At 70.5% G+C, this 21,811-nt stretch carries 17 protein-coding genes; 9 read left to right on the top strand and 8 right to left on the bottom strand.

The window, feature by feature from the left end; translation table 11 throughout:
• Nucleotides 1–82: 82 nt before the first annotated feature.
• The 5 genes from L6E10_RS02765 to L6E10_RS02745 all read left to right on the top strand — a co-directional run bounded on the left by L6E10_RS02765 (nucleotide 83) and on the right by L6E10_RS02745 (nucleotide 5,258).
• Nucleotides 83–1,273: an acetyl-CoA C-acetyltransferase gene (locus L6E10_RS02765; RefSeq protein ID WP_236216447.1), complete on the top strand. Its 1,191-nt coding sequence runs from the start codon at nucleotides 83–85 to the stop codon at nucleotides 1,271–1,273.
• Nucleotides 1,274–1,282: 9 nt separating this feature from the next.
• Entirely contained in the window at nucleotides 1,283–2,227 is a 945-nt protein-coding gene (gene meaB / locus L6E10_RS02760; protein WP_236216445.1) for a methylmalonyl Co-A mutase-associated GTPase MeaB, read from the top strand.
• On the top strand, nucleotides 2,224–2,832 hold the full coding sequence (locus tag L6E10_RS02755) for a hypothetical protein (RefSeq protein WP_236216443.1): 609 nt from the start codon (nucleotides 2,224–2,226) through the stop codon (nucleotides 2,830–2,832). The genes meaB and L6E10_RS02755 overlap by 4 nt, the downstream gene beginning before the upstream one ends.
• Nucleotides 2,833–3,120: 288 nt before the next feature.
• Nucleotides 3,121–4,614 (top strand): GAF domain-containing protein, encoded by a 1,494-nt coding sequence (locus L6E10_RS02750; protein ID WP_236216441.1) that lies wholly within the window; start codon nucleotides 3,121–3,123, stop codon nucleotides 4,612–4,614.
• Nucleotides 4,605–5,258, top strand: coding sequence for a response regulator transcription factor (locus L6E10_RS02745; RefSeq protein ID WP_090095274.1), 654 nt, complete (start codon nucleotides 4,605–4,607; stop codon nucleotides 5,256–5,258). The genes L6E10_RS02750 and L6E10_RS02745 overlap by 10 nt, the downstream gene beginning before the upstream one ends.
• Here L6E10_RS02745 and L6E10_RS02740 read toward each other — a convergent pair.
• Nucleotides 5,255–6,550: a glycosyltransferase family 2 protein gene (locus L6E10_RS02740; protein WP_308102658.1), complete on the bottom strand. Its 1,296-nt coding sequence runs from the start codon at nucleotides 6,548–6,550 to the stop codon at nucleotides 5,255–5,257. The genes L6E10_RS02745 and L6E10_RS02740 overlap by 4 nt on opposite strands.
• Nucleotides 6,551–6,928: 378 nt before the next feature.
• Between L6E10_RS02740 and wecB the strand changes: the two genes are divergently transcribed.
• From wecB to L6E10_RS02725, 3 genes are read left to right on the top strand one after another with little or no spacing between them, the layout of a single operon-like run.
• Nucleotides 6,929–8,185, top strand: a complete 1,257-nt coding sequence (wecB, locus tag L6E10_RS02735) for a non-hydrolyzing UDP-N-acetylglucosamine 2-epimerase (protein WP_275675991.1) — start codon at nucleotides 6,929–6,931, stop codon at nucleotides 8,183–8,185.
• The gene (locus tag L6E10_RS02730; protein ID WP_236216435.1) at nucleotides 8,182–9,939 is read left to right on the top strand and encodes a DUF2334 domain-containing protein; all 1,758 of its coding nucleotides are present in this window, start codon (nucleotides 8,182–8,184) and stop codon (nucleotides 9,937–9,939) included. Before wecB ends, L6E10_RS02730 begins: the two co-directional genes overlap by 4 nt.
• An 11-nt stretch (nucleotides 9,940–9,950) precedes the next feature.
• The gene (locus tag L6E10_RS02725) at nucleotides 9,951–10,565 is read left to right on the top strand and encodes a hypothetical protein (protein ID WP_236216433.1); all 615 of its coding nucleotides are present in this window, start codon (nucleotides 9,951–9,953) and stop codon (nucleotides 10,563–10,565) included.
• On the opposite strand, the gene L6E10_RS02720 is transcribed toward L6E10_RS02725, so the two are convergent.
• From L6E10_RS02720 to L6E10_RS02690, 7 genes are all read right to left on the bottom strand, one after another.
• Nucleotides 10,550–12,064 carry an alpha/beta hydrolase gene (locus L6E10_RS02720; RefSeq protein ID WP_236216431.1) on the bottom strand — a complete coding sequence of 505 codons (1,515 nt, stop codon included), beginning with the start codon at nucleotides 12,062–12,064 and terminating at the stop codon, nucleotides 10,550–10,552. The genes L6E10_RS02725 and L6E10_RS02720 overlap by 16 nt on opposite strands.
• Nucleotides 12,065–12,076: 12 nt before the next feature.
• A complete protein-coding gene (locus L6E10_RS02715; RefSeq protein WP_236216429.1) occupies nucleotides 12,077–13,603 on the bottom strand; it encodes an alpha/beta hydrolase in 1,527 nt (508 codons plus the stop codon).
• Between the two features lie 201 nt (nucleotides 13,604–13,804).
• Entirely contained in the window at nucleotides 13,805–14,779 is a 975-nt protein-coding gene (locus L6E10_RS02710) for an ABC transporter substrate-binding protein (RefSeq protein ID WP_236216427.1), read from the bottom strand.
• A gap of 15 nt (nucleotides 14,780–14,794) precedes the next feature.
• Nucleotides 14,795–15,832 (bottom strand): ABC transporter permease, encoded by a 1,038-nt coding sequence (locus tag L6E10_RS02705; protein WP_236216425.1) that lies wholly within the window; start codon nucleotides 15,830–15,832, stop codon nucleotides 14,795–14,797.
• On the bottom strand, nucleotides 15,833–16,597 hold the full coding sequence (locus L6E10_RS02700) for an ATP-binding cassette domain-containing protein (RefSeq protein ID WP_236216423.1): 765 nt from the start codon (nucleotides 16,595–16,597) through the stop codon (nucleotides 15,833–15,835).
• Nucleotides 16,598–16,599: 2 nt separating this feature from the next.
• Nucleotides 16,600–17,625 (bottom strand): class I mannose-6-phosphate isomerase, encoded by a 1,026-nt coding sequence (locus tag L6E10_RS02695; protein ID WP_236216421.1) that lies wholly within the window; start codon nucleotides 17,623–17,625, stop codon nucleotides 16,600–16,602.
• The gene (locus tag L6E10_RS02690) at nucleotides 17,622–18,605 is read right to left on the bottom strand and encodes a LacI family DNA-binding transcriptional regulator (RefSeq protein ID WP_236216419.1); all 984 of its coding nucleotides are present in this window, start codon (nucleotides 18,603–18,605) and stop codon (nucleotides 17,622–17,624) included. The genes L6E10_RS02695 and L6E10_RS02690 overlap by 4 nt, the downstream gene beginning before the upstream one ends.
• Nucleotides 18,606–19,576: 971 nt before the next feature.
• Between L6E10_RS02690 and L6E10_RS02685 the strand changes: the two genes are divergently transcribed.
• The gene (locus L6E10_RS02685) at nucleotides 19,577–21,784 is read left to right on the top strand and encodes a GH92 family glycosyl hydrolase (protein ID WP_236216417.1); all 2,208 of its coding nucleotides are present in this window, start codon (nucleotides 19,577–19,579) and stop codon (nucleotides 21,782–21,784) included.
• Nucleotides 21,785–21,811: the final 27 nt, after the last annotated feature.

Below are 21,811 nucleotides of genomic sequence, written 5' to 3'. Positions count from 1 at the left end.
CGGGGTCTCACACGATTACCGCCGGGTAGCCGCCGGTATGGTGCCTAGTTAACGACCGTTCGCTCTTCCAATGGAGGCAGTTGTGTCCGGTTCCGTGATCGTCGCCGGGGCGCGCACCCCGATGGGCCGACTGCTGGGCTCGCTCAAGGACTTCTCGGGCGCCCAGCTGGGTGGCGTCGCGATCAAGGCGGCACTGGAGCGCGCGGGCGTCGCCCCCGAGCAGGTGCAGTACGTGATCATGGGTCAGGTGCTCACCGCGGGCGCGGGCCAGATCCCCGCCCGCCAGGCCGCGGTGGCCGCCGGCATCCCCATGAGCGTGCCCGCGCTGACCATCAACAAGGTCTGCCTGTCCGGCATCGACGCGATCGCGCTGGCCGACCAGCTGATCCGCGCCGGTGAGTTCGACGTCGTCGTGGCCGGTGGCCAGGAGTCGATGACCCAGGCGCCGCACCTGCTGCCGAAGAGCCGCGGCGGCTACAAGTACGGCGACGTGACGATGGTCGACCACATGGCGCACGACGGCCTGTTCTGCGCGTTCGACCAGGTCGCCATGGGCGTCTCGACCGAGAAGTACAACAGCCGCTACGGCATCACCCGCGAGGAGCAGGACGCGTTCTCCGCGCGTTCGCACCAGCTCGCCGCCAAGGCCGCCCAGAACGGCGTGTTCGACGCCGAGATCGCGCCGGTCGAGATCCCGCAGCGCAAGGGCGACCCCGTCCTGTTCTCGACCGACGAGGGCGTCCGCGGCGACACGACCGCCGACACCCTCGGCAAGCTGCGCCCGGCGTTCGCCGCGGACGGCACCATCACCGCGGGCTCGGCGTCGCAGATCTCCGACGGCGCGGCCGCGGTCGTCGTGATGAGCAAGGCCAAGGCCGAGGAGCTGGGCCTGGAGTGGATCGCGGAGATCGGCGCCCACGGCGTCGTCGCGGGCCCGGACGCCTCGCTGCACGAGCAGCCGTCGAACGCCATCAAGGCCGCCTGCGCCAAGGAGGGCATCGATCCCGCCTCCCTCGACCTCGTCGAGATCAACGAGGCGTTCGCGGCGGTCGGCATCGTCTCCTCCCGCGAGCTCGGCATCCCGGAGGACAAGGTCAACGTCAACGGCGGCGCCATCGCGCTCGGCCACCCGATCGGCATGTCCGGCGCCCGCATCGCCCTGCACCTCGCCCTGGAGCTGCAGCGGCGCGGCGGCGGCGTGGGTGCCGCGGCGCTCTGCGGTGGTGGTGGCCAGGGCGACGCCCTGATCATCCGCGTGCCCGCCAAGGCCTAGTGCCGGCCTGTGGCCGTTGACGTACCAGGACTGGTCGACCGCGCGCGTGACGGCGAGCCGCGCGCGGTCGCCAGGCTGATCTCCCTGGTGGAGCAGGGCAGCACCCACCTCCCGGAGGTGGCCGCCGCCCTGGCTCCCCACACGGGCCGCGCCCAGGTGATCGGCCTGACCGGCGCCCCCGGCGTCGGCAAGTCGACCTCCACCAACGCCCTCGTCCGCGCCTACCGCGACCAGGGCAAGCGCGTGGCGGTCATCGCCGTCGACCCGTCGAGCCCGTTCTCCGGCGGCGCACTGCTCGGCGACCGCGTCCGGATGGGCGACCACGCGACCGACCAGGGCGTCTTCATCCGCTCGATGGCCACCCGTGGCCACCTCGGCGGCCTCTCCTGGGCCACGCCGCAGGCCCTGCGCGTGCTCGACGCCGCCGGCTTCGACGTGGTCCTCGTGGAAACGGTCGGCGTGGGTCAGTCCGAGGTCGAGGTGGTCGCCCTGGCCGACACGACGGTCGTGCTCCTGGCGCCGGGCATGGGCGACGGCATCCAGGCCGCGAAGGCGGGCATCCTGGAGATCGCCGACGTCTTCGTCGTCAACAAGGCCGACCGCGACGGCGCCGACCAGACGGCCCGCGACCTCAAGTACATGCTCTCCCTGGGCCGCCGCGACCGGGAAGGCCCGTCCTGGCGCGTCCCGGTCGTCAAGACGGTCGCCGCCCGCATGGAGGGCGTCGACCGCGTCGTCGAGGCGATCGCGGACCACCACACCTGGATGACCACCCACGGCGAGCTGCGGGAACGCCGCCTGCGCCGAGCGGGAGCCGAGATCGAGGCGCTGGCCGTGGAACGCGTCCGCACCCGCCTCGGTCCGGCCGACCGGCTGGCGAAGCGCGTGGTCGAGGGCGAACTGGACCCGTTCGCCGCCGCGGAGATGCTGATCAGCGGTAACCTGCGGCCATGACCGCTTGGGGAGCGCCTCAGCCCGTCGTCCTCGACCTCGGCAAGAGCGACACCCGCAAAGTCCTGATCGGCGGCTCCGTGGCCGGAGTCCTGGGTGTTCTCGCCCTGGTCGGCGCCGTCACCGCCTTCGTCGACGGCGAACCGGTCGGCGGCGGCATCGCGGCCGTCATCGGCATCGCGTTCACCGGCATCGGCGTCATGGCCGTGGTGAGGTGGAAGACCATCTCCCGCCCCCGCAAGCTCGTCATCGAGCAGCAGGGCATCCGCCTCGACGACCCGCAGGGCGCCCCGTGGGCCGTGGCCTGGCAGGACCTGGGCGCGATCTCGATCTCCCGGACGCAGGAACGAGCGGTCCAGCTCGCCGACGCCCTGGTCCGCCGCACCCTGGTCCGCGTCGACCTGCACCCGCGCGACCCGCACCGGTTCCGCCCGGCACACCCGACCATGGAACCCCTGTGGGAGTTCCACCGCGTGCAGAACGGCTACCGCCTGCCCCTGGGCGACTCGGCGGGCTTCATCGCACCGCTGGACCACGGCCTGCGCACCTTCGCGCCGTCGATCTACCGCGGGGTGCTCGACGAGGGCTTCACCGTCGGCCTGCACTGACGGCCGGGGCAGGTGGCGCGGGACGGTGCCGAGGGAGTCGGCAACCCGGCGGGCGCGGAAGTGACTCGGCCGCACCGGCGACCCCTCAACGCAGGCCGACCCCGTCCCAGCCCCACCAAGCCAGCCCTTCACCCTTCTGCGCACTCAAGACACTCCTCCACTCTGAGTAGCCCCGAATTTCACTGCTCGCAGTGATGGTCTCCCGCTTGACTACTCGGTGGAGTTACCCTCAGTCGTTCGTGCGGGTGTCCTTCGAGCCCCCGAGGGGGTGCAGCCGTGGGCGGCAACGTGAGCACTGAACAGCGCGTCCTCGACGTCGTCCTCTCGTTCGCCGAGGACGAGACGCTGCCCGACCTGCTCCGCCACGTGGTCGAGTCCGCCTGCGAGCTGACCGGTGCCCCGTACGGCGCCCTGGCGGTGATCAACGGCCACCGGGAGCTGGCCGAGTTCACCGCCGACGGCCAGGTCGAGATCACCGCCGGCGATCCCCGCTCCCTCGGCGCGGCCGACTTCCTGGGCGCCCCCGTCCAGGTCCAGGACGACACCTTCGGCAACCTCTTCCTGAGCGGGAAACCGCAGTTCACCGCCCAGGACAGGGACGTCCTCGCCGCCATCGCCACCGCGGCGGGCTCGGCCGTGGGGCACCTCGACCGCTACGAGCAGACCCGCAAACGCGAGGTCTGGCTGCGGGCGGCGGCCGAGGTCACCACGAACCTCCTCACCGGCACGAACGGCCGGGACGCGCTCTACCTCGTCGCGCAGACGGCGCGCCGGACCGCGAACGCGGACTTCGCGGCCGTCGTGCTCCCGGACCACAACGGCGACCTCGTCATCGAGGTCACCGACGGCGGCGCGTACGACGCCGAGGGCATGCGGGTGCCCAGGGAGGGCACGGTCAGCTACCGCGTCTACGAGTCGGGCCGGGCCGAGTGCCACGACGAGGGCACCATCCCGACGGTGCCGGGACCGTGCGCGGTCGTGCCGCTGGCGGTGGGGGACAGGACGATCGGCGTGCTCATCGTCGCGCGGCCGAAGAACGAGCCGAGCTTCGACGACCCCGAGCTCGTCGAGGCGTTCGCCGCTCAGGCCGCGCTCGTCCTCGAGTTCACGAAGGCGCAGGCCGACACCGAGCGGGTCGCGGTGCTGGAGGACCGCGACCGCATCGCGCGCGATCTGCACGACCTGGTCATCCAGAGGCTCTTCGGGCTCGGCCTCGGCCTGCAGGGCCTGACCGGCATGAGCACGAAGCCCCAGCTCACCGAGCGGATCAGCGGGTTCGTCGAGGAGGTCGACCACACGATCCGCGAGATCCGCCGCACCATCTTCTCGCTGCAGGAACCGCCGTCGGGCAGCACGAGCCTGCGCGGTCAGCTGCTCAACGTCGTGCACGAGTCCGCGCGGCTGCTCGGCTTCGACCCGGACGTCTCGCTGGAGGGACCGCTCGACACGGTCGTGCCCGACGAGGTCAGGCCCGACCTGCTGGCCACGCTCCGGGAGGCCCTCACCAACGTCGTGCGGCACGCGCGGGCGAAGCACGTCGCTGTCGCCGTCAGCGTCGACCGCACGGTCACGAGCCTGGAGCTGCTCGTCAAGGACGACGGCCGCGGCTTGCCGCCGGCTGACGATCCGGCGGGCGCGCCCCACCACGCGGGCGGGCTCGCGAACATGGCGGCTCGGGCACGGCGCCACCACGGCGACTGCGCGGTGGACTCGATCCCCGGGGCGGGGGTGAGCATCACCTGGTTCGTCCCGCTGGTGCTGCAGGAGGCGAGATGGCGATAGCGGTGCTCTTGGTGGACGACCACGAGATCGTGCGGCGCGGGCTGGTGCAGCTGCTCGCGCAGGCGGAGGACATCGACGTCGTGGGGCAGGCCGACAGCGCGACGGCCGCCGTCACGCAGGCGCCGCGGCTGCGGCCCGACGTGGCGATCATCGACGTGCGGTTGCCCGACGGCGACGGCGTCACGGTGTGCCGGGAGATCAGGAGCCTGGTGCAGCCGCCGCCCGCGTGCCTGATGCTCACGTCCTACTCGGACGACGAAGCGCTGTTCGGCGCGATCATGGCGGGTGCGTCCGGGTACATGCTCAAGGAGGTGTCGGGCAACGACCTCGTCGCCGCGGTCCGCACCCTGGCCTCCGGCGGCTCGCTCCTGCACGCCGGCGTCACGGCGACCGTGCTGCAACGGCTGCGGGGCGGGCCGGAGGAGGACCCGCGCTACGCCGCGCTCAGCCCGCAGGAACGGCGGATCCTCGACCTGATCGCGGAGGGCATGACGAACCGGCAGATCGCGAACAGGCTGTTCCTCGCGGAGAAGACCGTCAAGAACTACGTGTCGAGCCTGCTGCACAAGCTCGGCTTCGACCGCCGCACGGAGGCGGGCGTCTACGCGGCCCGGCGCAGACGCGCCCACCCCGGCACCTTCTAGGCGATCTTCGGGACCGGCTGCGGGGCGGCCGCGGCCGGAACCTCCTTCTCCGCCAAGCGTTCCGTCTTCGCCCACGTGGTGCGCCGGGAGAAGTGCCGGTACAGCGCGCGCAACGTCGAGATCGAGCCTATGACCAGGAACACCGGGTACGCGAGACCCACGAGCAGGCACCGCGGCAGCGGCTCGTCGTGGTTCCTCAGGCGGTGCACGACACCCCAGATCAGGCCGGGCAGCACCAGGGCCACCAGCCACATCCCCAGTGCCGGCAGGGCGTTCGAGCCGTTCGCGGTGAACCCGGCGAACTCGTGGCCGCTGAACTGCGCGTAGAAGGTCACGCCCACCAGCGCGGTGACGAGCAACGTCATCGGCGCCACCAGCCACGGCGCCAGCAGGTACTGCAGGAACTCGAGCAGTGCGACCGATCCGACGCTCTTGGCCCGGACCAGCTCCGGCACGTACCGCAGGCACTGCAGGTTGCCCTGGCCCCACCGGGTGCGCTGGCGCAGCAGCCGCTTCACGTCGACCAGGCCCTGCTGGGTGATCGTCGCGTGCGTGGCGTAGCGGATCCGCCGGCCCGCCAGGTGCACGCGCAGACCCAGCTCCAGGTCCTCGACCAGGCAGGCCGACCACGGTGCGTCGCCGAGGCCGGTCAACGCCGACAGCCGCACGAACTGCCCGTTGCCGCCGAGACCGACCGTGCCGACGACGTCGCGCAGCGACTGCGAGGCGTCCACCACGCAGCCGAACTCCAGGTCCTGCAGGAACGCCAGCAGGTTGGTGCGGTTGTGGATCCGGACACGGCACTGCACCGCGCCGACGGCCCGGTGCGCGAAGAGCGCGGAGATCTCGGTCAGCATGCCGGGCTCACCGCGGCCGTCGCCGTCGATCACGCCGACGATCGTGCGGTGGACCGTGCCTGCCTCCTCGGCGATGCCGCGGACGTGGCGGTACGCGTGGTTCAGCGCCTCGCCCTTGCCCCTGCGGGCGTCCGGGGGAGTGCGCCTCAGCACGTGCAGGCGGTGGTCGTCGATCTCGGCCAGGACGCGCGGTGTGCCGTCGTCGGAACCGTCGTCCACGACGACGACCTGGACCGGTGTGTGAACGCTGTCCAACGCGAGCGCGGAACGCACCGTGTTGGCCACGACGCGTTCCTCGTTCAACGCCGGAATGATGATCCAGTATTGCAACGGGTACCGCGTCGGAATTTTCGGTCCGCCCGGTTTCGGGCGCAACCAAACGAACAGCGCGAGCACCAGGTTGTAACCGGGCCAGAACACGAGCAAGAAGAGCATGAACGTGGCCAATTGTGTCGTTCCGGTCATGACACAAACCTGTCCGCGAAATCGGTTGCGCTGACAACGGCAGTGATCGAGATGTGGAGTTGATTCATTCCGAGCTCCTGGTAACGATGCGCCGGGCCGGTGCGAAATACCGGGCAGCAAGGCCAGGAGCTGGTGTTGGTGGCGAGACCAGGGGTTGACGGAGCAGAGCGTCAACCGGCCATATCGAGGGCGAATGCGCCTTTGTTACACGAGGTTCGCATCGTCGATCATCGAGATGGCGGTACCCGCGCGGGGGCGGATACCGGTTGATTGTCGGCGACCACCGAGTCGCTGTGCGTATTAGCGCACGTTCGCCGCGCGTGCCCGAGTGGTGCAAAGAGGTAGAAGATGGGTCCAAGTGCCCTGGTGCCCGGCCCCCGGCGGTTTTGCGGAGGTGGGGTTCCCGAAGTTCTCCTGGTCGCGGGAACGCGTCCGGAAGCGGTGAAGATGGCGCCGGTCGCCGCCGCCATGTACGCCGGCGGCCGGATCCGGCCCGTGCTGGTGAACTCGGGGCAGCACCCCGAGATGGTCGACCAGGCGCTCGAGTCGTTCGGCTTCGCCGCGGACGTGACGCTCGAGCTGAACCGCGTCACGGGCGGCCAAGCCGAGCTGACCAGCCAGCTGATCGCGGAGTTCGACCGGCTCCTCGCCGAACGCGTGCCCGGCGCGGTGCTCGTGCAGGGCGACACGACGACGACGCTCGCGGGCGCTCTCGTCGCGTTCTGGAGTCAGATCCCCGTCGTGCACCTCGAGGCGGGCCTGCGCTCGCACGACCTGACCTCGCCGTTCCCCGAGGAGGGGAACCGCAGGATGGTCGGCCAGCTCGCGTCGCTGCACCTCGCCCCGACCGCCGACGCCGCCGCGCACCTCGCCGCGGAGTCCCTGCGGGGCAACAACGTCCTCACCATCGGCAACACCGTGGTGGACGCCGTGCTGGACGTCGCCGCCCGGCGCGCCCCCTACGGCGACGCCCGGCTGCAGGAACTCGAGAACCGTGTCCACGGCGGACAATCCCGGCTGGTGCTCGTCACCACGCACCGGCGCGAGTCGTGGGGTGAACCGCTCGACCGCGTGCTGCACGCCGTGGAGGACATCGTGCGGGCACGCCCCGACGTCGAGGTCGTGCTACCCGCCCACCCGAACCCCGCCGTGCGCGCACAGGTCGTGGCCGTGCTCGGCGGCGTCGGCCGCGTCACGATCACCGACCCGCTGCCGTACGCGCAGATGGCCCGGCTGCTCGCGCAGTGCACGCTGGTGCTGTCCGACTCGGGCGGCATCCAGGAGGAGGCGCCGTCGTTCGGCGTCCCGGCCCTGGTGCTGCGGGACGTGACCGAGCGCATGGAGGCCGTGAACGCGGGCTGCGCCGTGCTCGTCGGCACCGACCGCGAGCGGATCACGTCGCTCACCCTGCGCCTGCTCGACACCCCGTCCGCGCGCCGGGCGATGACCGCGGACGGAAACCCGTTCGGCGACGGCCTCGCCTCCGTGCGCACCGAACAGGCGCTCGCCTGGCTGCTGGGCATGCAGCAGCAGCGTCCCGACGAGTTCGCTCCTTGTGCGGGCAGCGCGACCGTGCGCCTGCCCGGAGAGGTGGATGTGGCATGAAGGCCAGACTTCTCGAGGTGGCCGCCGGGGTTGCCCTGGCGGTCGCGATGGTTCCCGCTCCCGCCCAGGCCGCGCCCCTCCCGCTGACCCCGGGCGCCGCCGGTGAACTGGTCCGGAGCACGTTGCCCGCGCCGCCACTGACGAACAGGAAGCCGTCCGCGACGAGCACGAGCATCGCCCAGCGCACCACGCAGCCCGGCGTGGTCTCGACGGTGCTCGGCGCGTCCGCGCAGGGCACGAACGGCGAGGCCGCGCCGGGGGCGAAGGCGTCGCAGAAGACGCTGGTCCTCTACGACAGCACGGGTCCCTGGGCGTGGCTGGGTGAGGCGTACGCGGTGCAGGCGGGCAACCTCGCCTCGCACGGCAGCTCGTACGCCATGCACCCGGTCGGCTCGTACGTCGCCGGGGAGATGTCCGGCTACACCGGCGTGATCTACATCGGCTCGACCTACGACGAGCCGATCCCCGTGCCGTTCCTCGACGACGTGCTCGCGGGCAGCAGGCCGGTGCTGTGGATGGCGCACAACATCTGGCAGCTCACCGCCCGTGCGCCGAACTTCCAGGCGACCTACGGCTGGAACTGGGTGCGGTACGACACCGGCGCGGCGACCACCGTCCGGTACGAGAACACGGACCTGGGCCGCAGCCCGCTCGCGACGCCGTCCGGTCTGATGATCACCTCGATCACGGACCCGGCCATCGCGTCGGTGCCGGCGGTCGCGACCGGCTCGGCGGCCGGGCCGATCAACTGGGCCACCAGGGCGAAGAACCTCACCTACATCGGCGAGGTCCCGTTCAGCTACGTCGACCACGGCGACCGCTACCTCGCCGCGGCGGACCTGATCAGCAAGGTCTCGAACCCGGCGATGGCCGACCGCAAGCGGGCGCTGGTGCGCATCGAGGACGTCGGCCCCGACGCCGACCCGAACGAGCTGCGCGCGATCGCCGACTACCTGAGGTCGCAGAACGTCCCGTTCAGCATCGCGGTCTACCCGCGCTTCGAGAACCCGCTCGGCGCCGACAACGGCGGCGTGCCGGAGGCGGCCGACCTGGCACAGCGCCCGCAGGTCGTGAACGCGCTGAAGTACATGGTCCAGCGCGGCGGCACGATCCTGATGCACGGCTACACGCACCAGTTCGAGAAGCTCGTCAACCCGTACGACGGCCGCAGCGGCAACGACTTCGAGTTCTACCTCGCGCACGTCGACGAGAACGACAGCGTCATCTACGACGGCCCGGTGCCCGGTGACTCGGCGGCGTGGATGCAGGGCCGGATCAACTCGGCGACCTCGGCGCTCGCCGCGGCCGGGTTCGGCAGGCCGGCCGTCTTCGAGCCGCCGCACTACGCCGCGTCGGCCGTGGACTACGAGGTCGTCCAGCAGAACTTCGGCAAGCGCTACGACCGCGGCCTGTACTTCGCCGGGTACTGCCCGAACGGCGCCTGCGGAACGGGTGCGCCTCAGTACGACAAGATCTACGGCCAGTACTTCCCGTACCTGGTCCGCGACGTCTACGGCTCCGTCGTGGCGCCGGAGGCGGTGGGCAACGTCGAGCCCGAGCCGTTCAACAACCACCCCGCGCGCCTGCCGGCCGACCTGGTCGAGACGGCGCGACAGCTCAAGGTGGTCGACGATGGTGTCGCGAGCTTCTTCCACCACCCGTACCTCGGTACCGGGTACCTGCAGCAGACCGTCTCGGGGCTGAAGAGCGCGGGCTACCGGTTCGTGTCCGTCGGCACCGTGATGGCGGGCTGATCGGAGGTCACGTGCGCTGGGTGTGGGTGGTCCTGCTGCTGGCCGGGTGTTCCACCGGTCAGGTGGTGCCACCCGCGTCCGGCGGCACGGACGGGGGCTGGCGGGTCACCGTCTACTACACCGCCGTGGAGGCGTTCCACGGCGGACCGGCGGTACCCGTGCGTGGATGCCCGGACATCGACTGCGAGAACGGGGAGAACCTGCTTGGCACCTTCCCGCAGTCGTTCGCGAAGGCGGTGAGGGACGAAGGTACCGGCCGCACGGCGGACGGCCGGTACCTCAACTGGTCGCACGACACGGGCTACTGGCTCGACACCGAGCCGCGCGACTCGTTCGGCAGACCCCTCCGGGCCTTCGTCTCGGCCGCCGCCGACGGGGTGAGGACCGGTTCACGCGTCGAGCTGATCTCCTGTGGACGGACGCCGGAGGGCGGCGAGGTCGACGCCGCCGTGTGCCGCAAGCTCGTGTCCTCGGCCTGGGAGATCACCGACGAGTTCACGCCGGGTCTCGGCGGTGACCGGCACATCGACCTCTACATCGGTGAGGAGACGGGGCCGGACTTCACCGAGAGCGTCTGGTGCACGACGTTCTCCCAGGCCGTGCTCGAGATTCACCAGCCGAGCTGAACCGCGAGCCTCCGCGCCTGCTCCAGCGGACCGGCCTGCCGCGCACCCGGTTCGGGCAGCGGCACGCCGGGACAGGACAGGTCGCCGGGCGGCGTCACGCCGTCGACGAGGTAGCGCTCGACGACGTCGTTGACGCAGGCGTTGTCGAACCCGTAGATGCCGTGGTCACCCTCGTCCCGCACGGTGAGCATCCGCGAGCCGGCGAACCCGGCGTGCGCCTTGCGCGCCCCCTCGACCGGTGTCGGCGCGTCGCGCACGGACTGCACCATCAAAGAAGGTGCGACACCGATGCCGTCGGGGCGCTTCAGGTTCACGTCAGGCCGGTCCCAGAACGCGCACGGGCCCATGATCTGGTAGTAGCCCATGAGCGGCCACTTCGCGCCGTCCCGGGTGCCGTCGCGCTCCAGGAACTCCCGGCCACCGCGGAACTTCGTGTCGTTGCACAGGATGGTGTGCAGGGTGGCGTTCTGCGCGTCCGGGTAGCCGGCCTGCGCCGTCACCTGCACGGGCACCGCACCGGCCAGTTCGGCCAGCTTGCGCGCGGCGCCGTCGAAGGCGTACTTGCTGTACTGGCCCTGGACGAGCACCAGGTCCAGGGTGACCGCGTGGTACGTGCCATCCGGCAGCGTGACGGGCTGCCGGGCGAGCTCGGCGCGGGTGCGTTCGTAGGCCTGGCGCACCTCCTCCGCGGTCTTGCCGAGGTGGTAGACGTCGTCGTACTTCGCCACCCACGGCAGGAAGTCGACGCGGAACCGCCGTTCGAAGCCCATGCCGAAGTCGCCGAACACCGTCTGCCACGGCGCGGTGAACTCCGTGTTCGAGTCCAGCACGATCTTGCCGAGCGTCTTCGGGAAGTACGTGGCGTAGTAGGCGCCCATCCAGCTGCCGCCGGAGTAGCCGAGCCAGTCGACCTTCTTGCGCCCGATGACCTGGCGCAGCAGGTCCAGGTCCTTCACGGTCTGCTCGGTGGTGACGTACCGGCCGAACTCGCCGGACTTGGTCTGGCAGAACTTCGCCTGCAGCTCCATGCCGCTGTGGATCAGGTCGAGGTTCGCCCTGCTGCGGTCGCGCGGGTCCGTCGAGCCGAGGGTGTCGAACCCGCCGCACGTGACGTTGCTGCTGGCGCCCGTGCCGCGGACGTCGATGCCGTAGACCTCGGCGTTCTCGCTGAGCTTCGGCCGGTTCAGGTAGACCAGCGGCAGCGTCCGCCCGGCGCCGCCCGGTCCGCCGGGATTGGTGAAGACGGCGGTCTTCGCCTTGCCGTTCAACGGAACCGTGCGGCTGACCGCGATCGTGACGGTCTTGCCGTTGCGCGGGTTGTTCCAGTCCATCGGCGCGGTGAAGCTGCCGCACTCCAGCCGTTCGAAGCCCGGCTCGTCGGTGCACTTCTGCCACTTGATCTCCTGCGCGGCGAACCCGCTCGCCTGCGCCGGTGGCGCGATCAGCAGCGATGTCGCCGTCGCGGCGGCGAGTGCCGCCGCGATCCTCTTGCGGTGCATGAGTTCTCCCTCCTACCAGCCGAGCCGGGTGGCGAGCCGTTGCGCCGTCGTGAGCGAGTTCCGCGTGGCCTCACCGGGTGCGGGCAGCGGGACACCGGGGCACTTCAGGTCCCCGGCCGGCGTGACGCCGTCGACGAGGTAGCGCTCGACGACGTCGTCCACGCACTGGTTGCCGAAGCCGTAGATGCCGTGGTCGCCCTCGTCCTCCACGGTGAGCAGCACGGAGTTCTTGAAGTTGCGGTGCGCCCGCCGCGCCTGCTCGACCGGTGTGGCGGGGTCGCGGACGGACTGCACCATCAGCGTCGGCGCGACACCGGTCCCGGTGGGCTGCTCCAGCCGGATGTCCGGCCGGTCCCAGAACGCGCACAGCCCGGCGATCTGCGTGTAACCGACGAGCGGCCACTTCGCGCCGTCCCGCGTGCCGTCGCGCTCCAGGTACTTCCGGTCACCGCGGAACGGCGTGTCGTTGCAGAGGATCGAGTAGGCGGTGCCCAGCTGGGCGTCCGGGTAGCCGGCCAGCGCGTTCACCGGAGCCGGCACGGTTCCGGCCAGTTCCGCGAACGTCTGTGCGCCCCCGGCGAAGCTCGCCTTGTTGTAGAGGGTGCTGCGCAGCAGCGCGTCGAGCGTCACGCCGTTGTAGACGCCGTCCGGCCTCGTGACGGGCTGCTCGTTGAGCTTCGCGCGGGTGCGTTCGTAGGACTGGCGCACCTCCTCGCCGGTCTTGCCGAGGTGGTAGACGTCGTCGTACTTCGCCACCCAGGGCAGGAAGTCGACGCGGAACCGGCGTTCGAAGGCCATGCCCCAGTCGTCGAAGATCGGCTGCCACGGCAGGGTGAAGTCGACGTTGGAGTCGAGCACGATCCTGTCGAGGGTCTTCGGGAAGTACGTGGCGTAGTAGGCGCCCATCCAGCTGCCGCCGGAGTAGCCGAGCCAGCTGACCTTCTCCTTGCCGAGCACCTGGCGCAGCAGGTCGAGGTCCTTCACCGTCTGGTCGGTGGAGACGTACCTGCCGAACTCGCCGGACTTGGCCTGGCAGAACTTCGCCTGCAGCTCCATGCTGCCGTAGAGCAGGTCGAGGTTGGCCTTGCCGCGGTCGCGCGGGTCGACCTGCCCGTCGGTGTTGAAGCCGCCGCACGTGACGTTGCTGCTCGCGCCGGTGCCGCGCACGTCGATGCCGATGATCTCGGCGTTCTCGCTGAGCTTCGGCCGCTCGAGGTAGAGCAGCGGCATCGTGCGGCCGGGACCGCCGGGGCCGCCGGGGTTGGTGAAGACGGTGGACTTCGCCCGGCCGTTCTTCGGCGTGAGCCGGCTGACGGCGATCGTGATGGTCTTGCCGTTGCGCGGGTTGTTCCAGTCCATCGGCGCGGTGAAGCTGCCGCACTCCAGCCGTTCGGACCCCGCCGGGAAGCCCGGTGGCGGCGGGTCGAAGCACTTCTGCCACTGGATCCGCTGCGGTGGTTGGGCGAGTGCCTGCGGTGCCACCAGCAGGCTCGCCGAGGTGGCGACGGCCAGTGCCGTCGCCCATGTCGCGCGGTGCATCGGGTTGTTCCCCCTTCTGCCGGCCCGTCACGGCCGGTGCCCCCAGCTCATCGCCTCCGGGGGTGCGTGAGCATCGGCCTTTGGGAGGCGAACGGGTACGACTCTCGTCTTACGCCGTTGCGGGCAAACCCCGATGACGTACGTCATCCGACGGAACAGGGCCGCCCCTCGCGAGGAGGAGCGGCCCTGTTCCGTGGTGGATCAGCAGGACTGCTTGTAGAAGTACTTCGAGTTGGCCGAGGCGTCGTCCTTGGTGATGGCGACCAGGTCGGTCTCGATGTCGCGCTGGGTCTCCCTGCCGTCGATCGCCGCGACGGCCTGCTCGACGCCCCGCTTGCCGATCGTCGCCGGGTCCTGGGCGATCAGCGCCTGCACGGTGCCCGCCTGCAAGTCCTGCACCTGCTTCGGCGAGGCGTCGAAACCGACCAGGTTCACCGCGCCCGTCTTGCCGGCGTTCCTGAGCCCGGTGGCGGCACCCTCACCGGTGTTGAGGTTGGTGGCGAACACGCCGATCAGGTTCGGGTTCGCGGCCAGGGTCGCGGTCACCTTCGACGCGGCGGTGGCGGGCTCGTTGTCGGTGTACTGCTGGCCGATGTACCTGAGGTTCGGGAACGCCTTGATCGCCTCCTCGAACCCCTTGGCGCGCGCGTCCGTCGTCGACGTGCCGGCCTTGGTGTTCAGCACCAGCACCGAACCGCTCCTGCCTCCCGCGAGCTTGTCGAGCGTCTCGGCGGCGAGCTTGCCGCCCTGCTCGTTGTCGGAGGAGATGGAGGACAGGGCGATCGAGGTGTCCTGGAGCTTCGTGTCCACCTCGACGACCTTGATGCCCGCGTCCTTGAGCTGCTTCATGGGGCCCGCCATGGCCTTGTCGTCGGTCGGCGCGATCAGGACCGCGGCCGGCTTCGACGCCAGGACGCCCGTGACGATCGGGGTCTGCTGCGCCGCGTCGAACTTGGCGGGCGCCTGCGTGTCGACCTCGTAGCCCGCCGCCTTCGCGGCCTCCTCGAAACCGCACCGCATCGAGATGTAGAACGGTTCCGCCGTGATGCCGGGGATCAGCACCAGCTTCTTGTTCGCGGCGGTGCCGCCCGAGTTCGAGTCACCGATCTGACCACCACCGCCGCACGCGGCGAGGAGCAACGCTGCCGAGACAACCACTGCGGAGCGGATCTTCATCAGTCCAGCACCTTCCTAACGTTGGTTGCGCGCCCGACGCCGTGTCTGGTCCAGCCACACGGCGGCCACCAGCACGACCGCCACGGCGATCGGCTGCCAGAACTCCCTGACCCCGATGATCACGAGGCCCTTCTCCAGCACCGCCGGGATGAACACGCCGAACACCGTGCCCAGGACGGAGCCCGTGCCGCCGAAGATGCTCGTGCCACCCAGGACGACGGCGGCGATCGCGTTCAGGTTGTCCGTCTCGTGGCCGGTGACGACGGCGACGCGGAAGAACGCGTTGCCCATGAAGCCCGCGAGCCCCGCCAGCGCGCCCGCGAGCAGGTACACCTTCGTCAGGTGGCCGCGCACCGAGATGCCGACGCGCCGTGCGGCCTCCTCGTTCGACCCGACCGCGTACGTGTAGCGGCCGAAGCGCGTGGTGGACAGCAGGAGTGCGCCGAGAGCGGTGACGACGGCGGCCACGATCACGATGTTCGGGATCCCGAAGTACGTGCCGGAGCCGAACGTGCGGTTCAGCCTGTCCGGGATGCCCGAGACGTTGGAACCGTTGTTGAGCAGCAGGGCCGCGCCCTGCGCCGCGCCGAACGAGCCCAGGGTCACGATGAGCGGCGGGATCTTCGCCCGCGAGATCAGCAAGCCGTTGAGCAGGCCCCACGCCGCACCGCTGACGACCGCGACCAGCAGGCCGAACCCGATCACGCCCCAGCCCGCGTTCGTCGCGTCACCGCCGGACACCGCGTTCATGGCCATCGCGGAGCTGACCGACGCGAACACCAGCACCGAGCCGACGGACAGGTCGATGCCGGACGTGATGATCACGAACGTCATGCCGACGGAGAGCACCAGCAGCACGGCCGTCTCCGCCAGCAGGAACTGCAGCGTGGTCACCTGGAAGACCGCGTCCGGGCGGATCGCGCCGAACACGGCGACCAGCACCAGCAGCACCAGGCCGATCCACAACGTGTTCGCGCCGGTCAGACGCTTGATCAACGGCGTGCGCCGGTCGTCGGGCAGAGTTGACAACGTTGTCTTCTCGTCCGTGGTCATCTACGCCGCGTCCTCCTGGGTGAGGGCGCCGGTCATCGCGCCCACGAGCTCTTCGACGCTGGTGTCCGCCGCCTTGAACCGGGCCACGCGCCGGCCGAGGCGCAGCACCTCGACGCGGTCGGAGACCGACAGCACCTCGGGCATGTTGTGCGAGATCAGCACCACGGCGACGCCCTCGTCGCGCACGCGCCTGATCACGTCCAGCACGCGTTCCCGTTGCACCACGCCGAGTGCGGCCGTCGGCTCGTCCATGAACACGAGCTTCGACGCCCACGCGACCGACCGCGCGACCGCGACGGACTGGCGCTGGCCACCGGACAGCGCCGCGATCGGCACGTCCACGCTCTGCAGCGTCGCGCCGAACCGCGCGAAGTGCTCGGAGGCCTGCCGCCGCATCGCCTTCTTGTCGAGCACGCCGAGCCGGCCGAGGAGGCCGGGCTTGAGGATCTCCCGGCCCAGGAACATGTTCGCGGCCGGGTCGAGGTCCGGCGCGACCGCGAGGTCCTGGAACACCGTCTCGATGCCGCGGTCGCGGGCGTCGTTGGGGGAGACCAGGGTGAGCGGCTCCCCCTCGAACAGCAGAGTGCCGCTGGTCGGCTGCTCCACCCCGGACAGGCACTTCACCAGGGTGGACTTGCCGGCGCCGTTGTCGCCGATGAGCGACACGACCTCGCCGGGGTGGGCGGTGAACGAGGCACCGCGGAGAGCTTCCACGGTGCCGTAGTTCTTCGTGAGATCACGAGCCTCCAGCAGCGGCTGGCTCATCGCTATACATCCTCCACAGTGGAGAGAACGGGCGGACGGCAGCGGATCGCCACCAGGTCACCGGTCAGGCCGAGCTCACCGGCCGCGTGCGGCACGACGACGGTGCTGCCCTTGTGCACCTCCAGCCCGCCGAGCTGGCCGGAGCCCTCCAGCACGACGAGCACGGCGAACGACGGCTCCAGCGCGAAGGAGCCCTCCACGTGCAGGCGGTCGGCCTGGAAGAACGGGTTGGCGTCCTCGCCGAGCAGGTCGACCGACGGGGCCCACTTCTCGGACGTCTGGCGGACGAGCTTCTCGAGCTTGCCGCCCCAGCCCTGCCGGTCCACGCAGTCGAGCGCGACGTCGTAGCCGAGGCCGAGGTGGCCGATGTCGGCGTTGGCGAGGAAGCCCTGCCACTCGAGCGTCACCGAGAAGTCGGTGGGCTGCTGCAGTTCGACGATGAACACGCCCTCGCCGATCGCGTGCGGCACCCCGGCGGGCACGAAGACCGTGTCACCGGGCCGCACGCACACCGGGTTCAGCGCGTCGAGCATCGCCTTCGTGTCCTGCGTGGCGACCCAACCGGCGACGGTGTCCGCGGGCACGTCGTCGCGGAATCCGATGTAGACGGTCGGGTTCGGACCGGTCGTGCCGACGACGATCCACGCCTCCGTCTTGCCGTGGCGGCAGTTCAGGTGCGAGGACGCGAAAGCGTTGGACGGGTGGCAGTGCACCGGCAGGCGCTGCCCCGCGTCGAGGAGCTTGACCAGCAACGCCGTGTCCGCGCCGAACTTCGCCGCGTGGTCCGCGCCGAGCCACCCCGCCGGGTCCGCCTCCACGGCGTCGCGCAGGAGGACGCCGTTGGGCAGCGTTGTCAACCCGGCGTCGCTGCGTCCGTAGAGCGTCGTCGTGGACGCCACCCAGTCCTCGGGCCCGAAGTCGCCGCTCGTCCCGCCGCGCAGCGCGGCGATCGCCTCCCCGCCGCGGTAGAACTGCTTCGGCTGGTTGGCAGGCAGGTTGACAGGCTGGTGGAGCACACCAGAACTCACGCGTGGACCTCCCCGGATCCTCGTGGCACCAAGCGCACCGGCAGCACGACGCGGCGCGGTGGTGAGTTGTCGCCGTCCAGTCGGGCGAACAACAAATCGGTGGCCGCCTTGCCGAGCGCGCTCGCGTCGTGCGCGATCACGGTCACCGGCGGCGACAGCAGGTCGGCGAGTTCGAAGTCGTCGAAGCCCACCAGCGCGGGCCGTTCCGCGACTCCCGCGAGCGCGCGCAGGATGTAGACGGTGATGCGGTTGTTGCCGGCCACGATCGCCGTGGCGGGCTCGCGCATGCTCTGCAACCGCTGCAACGTCGTCGCGACGCTGCTCTCGTCGTGCGGCCCCATCGCCACGAGTTCCTCGTGGTAGCCGATCCCGGCCCGCACGCAGCCCTCGCGGTACCCGCGCAGGCGCTCGTTGGCGGTGAAGATGTCCGGCGCGTCCCCGAGGAACGCGATGCGCCGGTGCCCGTGCGAAGCGAGGTGCGTGACGGCCTCGACGGTGCCGCCGATGTTGTCCACCAGCACCGTGTCGGCGACGACGTCACCGGCGGGCCGGTCCAGGAACACCACGGGCGTCCCGGCGCGCATCTCCGGCACGAGGTAGCTGTGCTGCAACCCGGCGGGCACGATCAGCAGCCCGTCGACGCGGCGGGAGCAGAACTCCAGCGCCAGCTCGCGCTCACGCCCGGGATCCTCGTCCGACGACCCTGAGATCACCTGTCTGCCGCGCAGGCGGGCGATTTCCTCGACAGCGCGGGTCACGCCGGAGTAGAACGGGTTGCCGACGTCCTCCAGCACCAGCCCGATCGTGCCGGTGGACGACCCCCGGCGCAGGTTGCGGGCACTGAGGTTCCGCCGGAACCCGAGCTGGTCGATGGCCGCGAGCACGCGCTCGGCGGTGGACGGGTGCACACCCGGCTCGTCGTTGACCACGCGCGAGACGGTCTTGATGCTCACGCCCGCGAGCCGCGCGACGTCGTTCATCGTCGCGCGACGTACCTTGCGCTGACCGGCTACGGGCCCGCTGGGGGACAACGTTGTCATAGTGGCCGTATCTCACCTCGGCTTTACGTCGATGTCAACAGTTTCCTGACCGGTCCAGGACCCCTCCGCCACCCCCGATGTCCAGAACAGGACAAGTGGGCGCGAGGGTCTTGACCTCCACCGTGTGCGCTCCGCGATGATCAGGTGACGGACAGCGTCGGCGGCGCCGTCCGGTCTCGAGGCCCCCGGGCCGGGGTGCGCGTGCGGCGGCGGCGCACCCCGGCCCGGTCCCCGGATCGGCTCTCTGGCTCGGCTCCCGGATCGGTCCCCGACTCGGCTTCCCGGAGCGACTCCTCGGTGGGCCCCTCGGTACATGCGCCTCGGTGAGCGCGGCTCGGGGCGTGCGGCTCGATGGGTGCCGCTCAGGGGTCCGGTGTGGCGCGCGGCTCTGACAGTCACGCGACTTCGACGGCCACGCGACTCCGGCAGTCACCCGGTCGATCGCCAGCCGATGCCGAAGGCGAGTGCTGACGCGACGGCGAAGCCGAAGGCGAGCCACCAGTCCGCCAACCGCGACGGCGAAGCCGAGCCCGTCCGGACCATACGGCTCTGACCAGCGGTGATGACGCAACCACGACGGCGATCGGGGCTTGACTTCGGGTGCGAGATGCTACCGTTGCCCGGATCGGCCGAGCCTTTCCTGCTCGGCTTTTCAGGCCGCTCAGCATCTCGCAAGGGCCCCGAAGTCAAGCCCCGATCGCGATCGTCGCGAAGCGGCGATGACTCAACCACACGCGAGACGGGCCCCAAGGCGACCACCACACAAAGGTGACAACGCCGCAAGGCGACCACCACGCTGGAACAGGCACCAGCCACTGCAACCCAGCCCGCACCGAGGCCGCCCGGAACCACCCAACCGGACCACTTCCGCCGGCCACCACCCCACCCCCACCCCCTCTAGGGTGAAACCCGTGGAAGCACTGGACCCCATCGAGTCGGTCAACACCTTCATCGGCACGAAGGACGAGGGCAACACCTTCCCGGGCGCCTCCATGCCCTTCGGCAAGACGCACAGCAGCCCCATCGGCTCGCACTACGCCGGCTACCGCTACGACGACCGGCACATCCGCGGCTTCGGCCACTTCTTCCTGTCCGGCGCGGGCTGCTGGGAGCAGGGCGGTCTGGTCTCGATCCTCCCGGTCACGCAGCTCCCGCAGAGCTTCGACCACAAGCGCTACGCCAGCGGCTACACGCACGACGGTGAGATCGGCAAACCCGGCTACTACAAGGTGAAGCTGGACCGGGACATCACCGTCGAGTGCACCGCGACCACCAGAGCGGGTGTGGAGCGGTACACGTTCCCCAACGGCGTCCAGGGCACGCTGCTCGTCAACGTCGGCCAGGCCAACGACAAGGAACCGGTCAGCGCCAGCTCCGTCCGCGTCGTCGACGACCGCACGATCACGGGAACCGTGGAGACGCAGGCGTTCTGCGGTGGCCGGCCGTACCTCACCCATTTCACCACCAGGTTCGACCGGCCGTTCGCGAGCTTCGGCACCTGGGGTCCGGCGGGGCCGAAGCCGAGGCAGGCCGCGTCGGGAGGCGGAGCGGGGCTGAGGGGCGCCTGGGTCACGTTCGCGCCGGGACCGGTCACCGCGAGCACCGCACTGTCCCAAGTGGACGAGGCCGGTGCGACCGGCAACCTCGAGGCCGAGACCGGGGGCAGGTCCTTCGACGAGCTCCGCAACGAGGCCCAGCAGGCGTGGCGCGACGAGCTCGCGTGCATCGAGATCGACACGGACGACTGGGACGAGCGGGCGGTGTTCTACACCGCGCTCTACCACGTGCTGCTGCAGCCGCTCACCGGAAGCGACGCCGACGGCCGGTACCGCGGCTTCGACGGCCAGGTCCACCAAGCGGACGGCTGGACGTACTACGAGTACTACTCGCTCTGGGACACCTACCGCGCCCACAACCAGCTGCTGGCGCTGCTCCGCACCAAGCGGTCGCAGGACATCGCGAGGAGCATCCTCGCCATCCACGAGCAGGGTGGCTGGTTGCCGCGGTGGGCGTTCTCGAACCAGGAGACGAACTGCATGACCGGTGATCCGGTCACGCCGTTCCTGGTCGACCTGTGGCGGTTCGGGCACCTCGATGGCCTGGAGGAGCAGGCTTACCGCGCGCTGGTGCAGAACGCCGACGGGGTCCCGCCGGCCTCCAGCAGGTTCCAGGGCAGGTCGGGCAACCCGAGCTACCTCGCCCGCGGGTTCGTCCAGTACGACAAGCGCTTCCCCAAGAAGGGGCAGGACACCGACCCGCACCACGGCGCGTCCGCGACGCTGGAGTACGCGCTGGCCGACGCCACGCTCGCCGTCATGGCCGAGGCGCTGGGGCACCGGGAGGACGCGGAACGGTTCAGGGTGCGCGGCCTCAACCACCGGACCCTGTGGGACCACAGCGTCACGGACAGGGGCTTCACCGGCTTCCCCCGGCCCAAGCTGCCGAACGGTGCCTGGCTGGACCCGTTCACGCCGCAGGGGCCGGAAGGGTTCCACGAGGGCACGGCGTGGCAGTACCAGTGGCTCGCGCAGCACGACGTCACCGGGCTGATCACGGCGCTCGGCGGCAAGGCGGCGGCCGAGGCGCGGCTGGACGACTTCTTCGCGTACCCGGACCTTCTGACGGACCCGAAGCGCACGGTCCGCGAGAAGTGGGTTGTCGGGCCGTACGACTACTACAACCAGTTCAGGTACAACCCGAACAACGAGCCCGATCTGCACGCGCCCTGGATGTACGCGCTCATCGGCAGGCCGGAGAAGACGTCGGTGGTGGTGCGGGCCGCGCAGACGTTGTTCGTCAACGGGCCGGCGGGCGTCACGGGCAACGACGACCTGGGCACGATGTCGGCCTGGTACGTGTTCAGCGCGCTCGGGATGTACCCGGTCGTGCCGGGCACCGGGGAGTTCGTGCCGCACGCGCCCAGGTTCCGCAAGGCGGTCGTCCACCTGGAGAACGGGCGGGACGTCGTCATCGAGGCCGAGGCCGCCGACGTCGCGAGGACGCAGGTGGTGCAGCGCGTTCGCAGCGGGTGGCTGTCGAAGTCCAAGGACCGGATCGAGCTCGCGGAGCTGCGGTCCGGCACCACCCTCGAGGTCGACCTCCACACACTTCCCAACTGAGACGCTCGTTCGGTCGTACGCTCGTGC

The organism is Lentzea sp. CC55, from assembly GCF_021056325.1.
Taxonomy (GTDB): domain Bacteria; phylum Actinomycetota; class Actinomycetes; order Mycobacteriales; family Pseudonocardiaceae; genus Lentzea; species Lentzea jiangxiensis.
Note: the sequence above shows the minus strand (reverse complement) of the source record. Positions and strands in the feature narration are given on the sequence as shown.

Bases quoted from the DNA above. Each gene is read 5' to 3' on its own strand.
- L6E10_RS02700 (WP_236216423.1), bottom strand. From the start codon at position 16,597: ATGAGCCAGCCGCTGCTGGAGGCTCGTGATCTCACGAAGAACTACGGC.
- L6E10_RS02705 (WP_236216425.1), bottom strand. From the start codon at position 15,832: ATGACCACGGACGAGAAGACAACGTTGTCAACTCTGCCCGACGACCGG.
- L6E10_RS02730 (WP_236216435.1), top strand. From the start codon at position 8,182: ATGAAGGCCAGACTTCTCGAGGTGGCCGCCGGGGTTGCCCTGGCGGTC.
- L6E10_RS02745 (WP_090095274.1), top strand. From the start codon at position 4,605: ATGGCGATAGCGGTGCTCTTGGTGGACGACCACGAGATCGTGCGGCGC.
- L6E10_RS02740 (WP_308102658.1), bottom strand. From the start codon at position 6,550: ATGCTCTTCTTGCTCGTGTTCTGGCCCGGTTACAACCTGGTGCTCGCG.
- L6E10_RS02715 (WP_236216429.1), bottom strand. From the start codon at position 13,603: ATGCACCGCGCGACATGGGCGACGGCACTGGCCGTCGCCACCTCGGCG.
- L6E10_RS02755 (WP_236216443.1), top strand. From the start codon at position 2,224: ATGACCGCTTGGGGAGCGCCTCAGCCCGTCGTCCTCGACCTCGGCAAG.
- L6E10_RS02710 (WP_236216427.1), bottom strand. From the start codon at position 14,779: ATGAAGATCCGCTCCGCAGTGGTTGTCTCGGCAGCGTTGCTCCTCGCC.
- wecB (WP_275675991.1), top strand. From the start codon at position 6,929: ATGGGTCCAAGTGCCCTGGTGCCCGGCCCCCGGCGGTTTTGCGGAGGT.
- L6E10_RS02720 (WP_236216431.1), bottom strand. From the start codon at position 12,064: ATGCACCGCAAGAGGATCGCGGCGGCACTCGCCGCCGCGACGGCGACA.
- L6E10_RS02690 (WP_236216419.1), bottom strand. From the start codon at position 18,605: ATGAACGACGTCGCGCGGCTCGCGGGCGTGAGCATCAAGACCGTCTCG.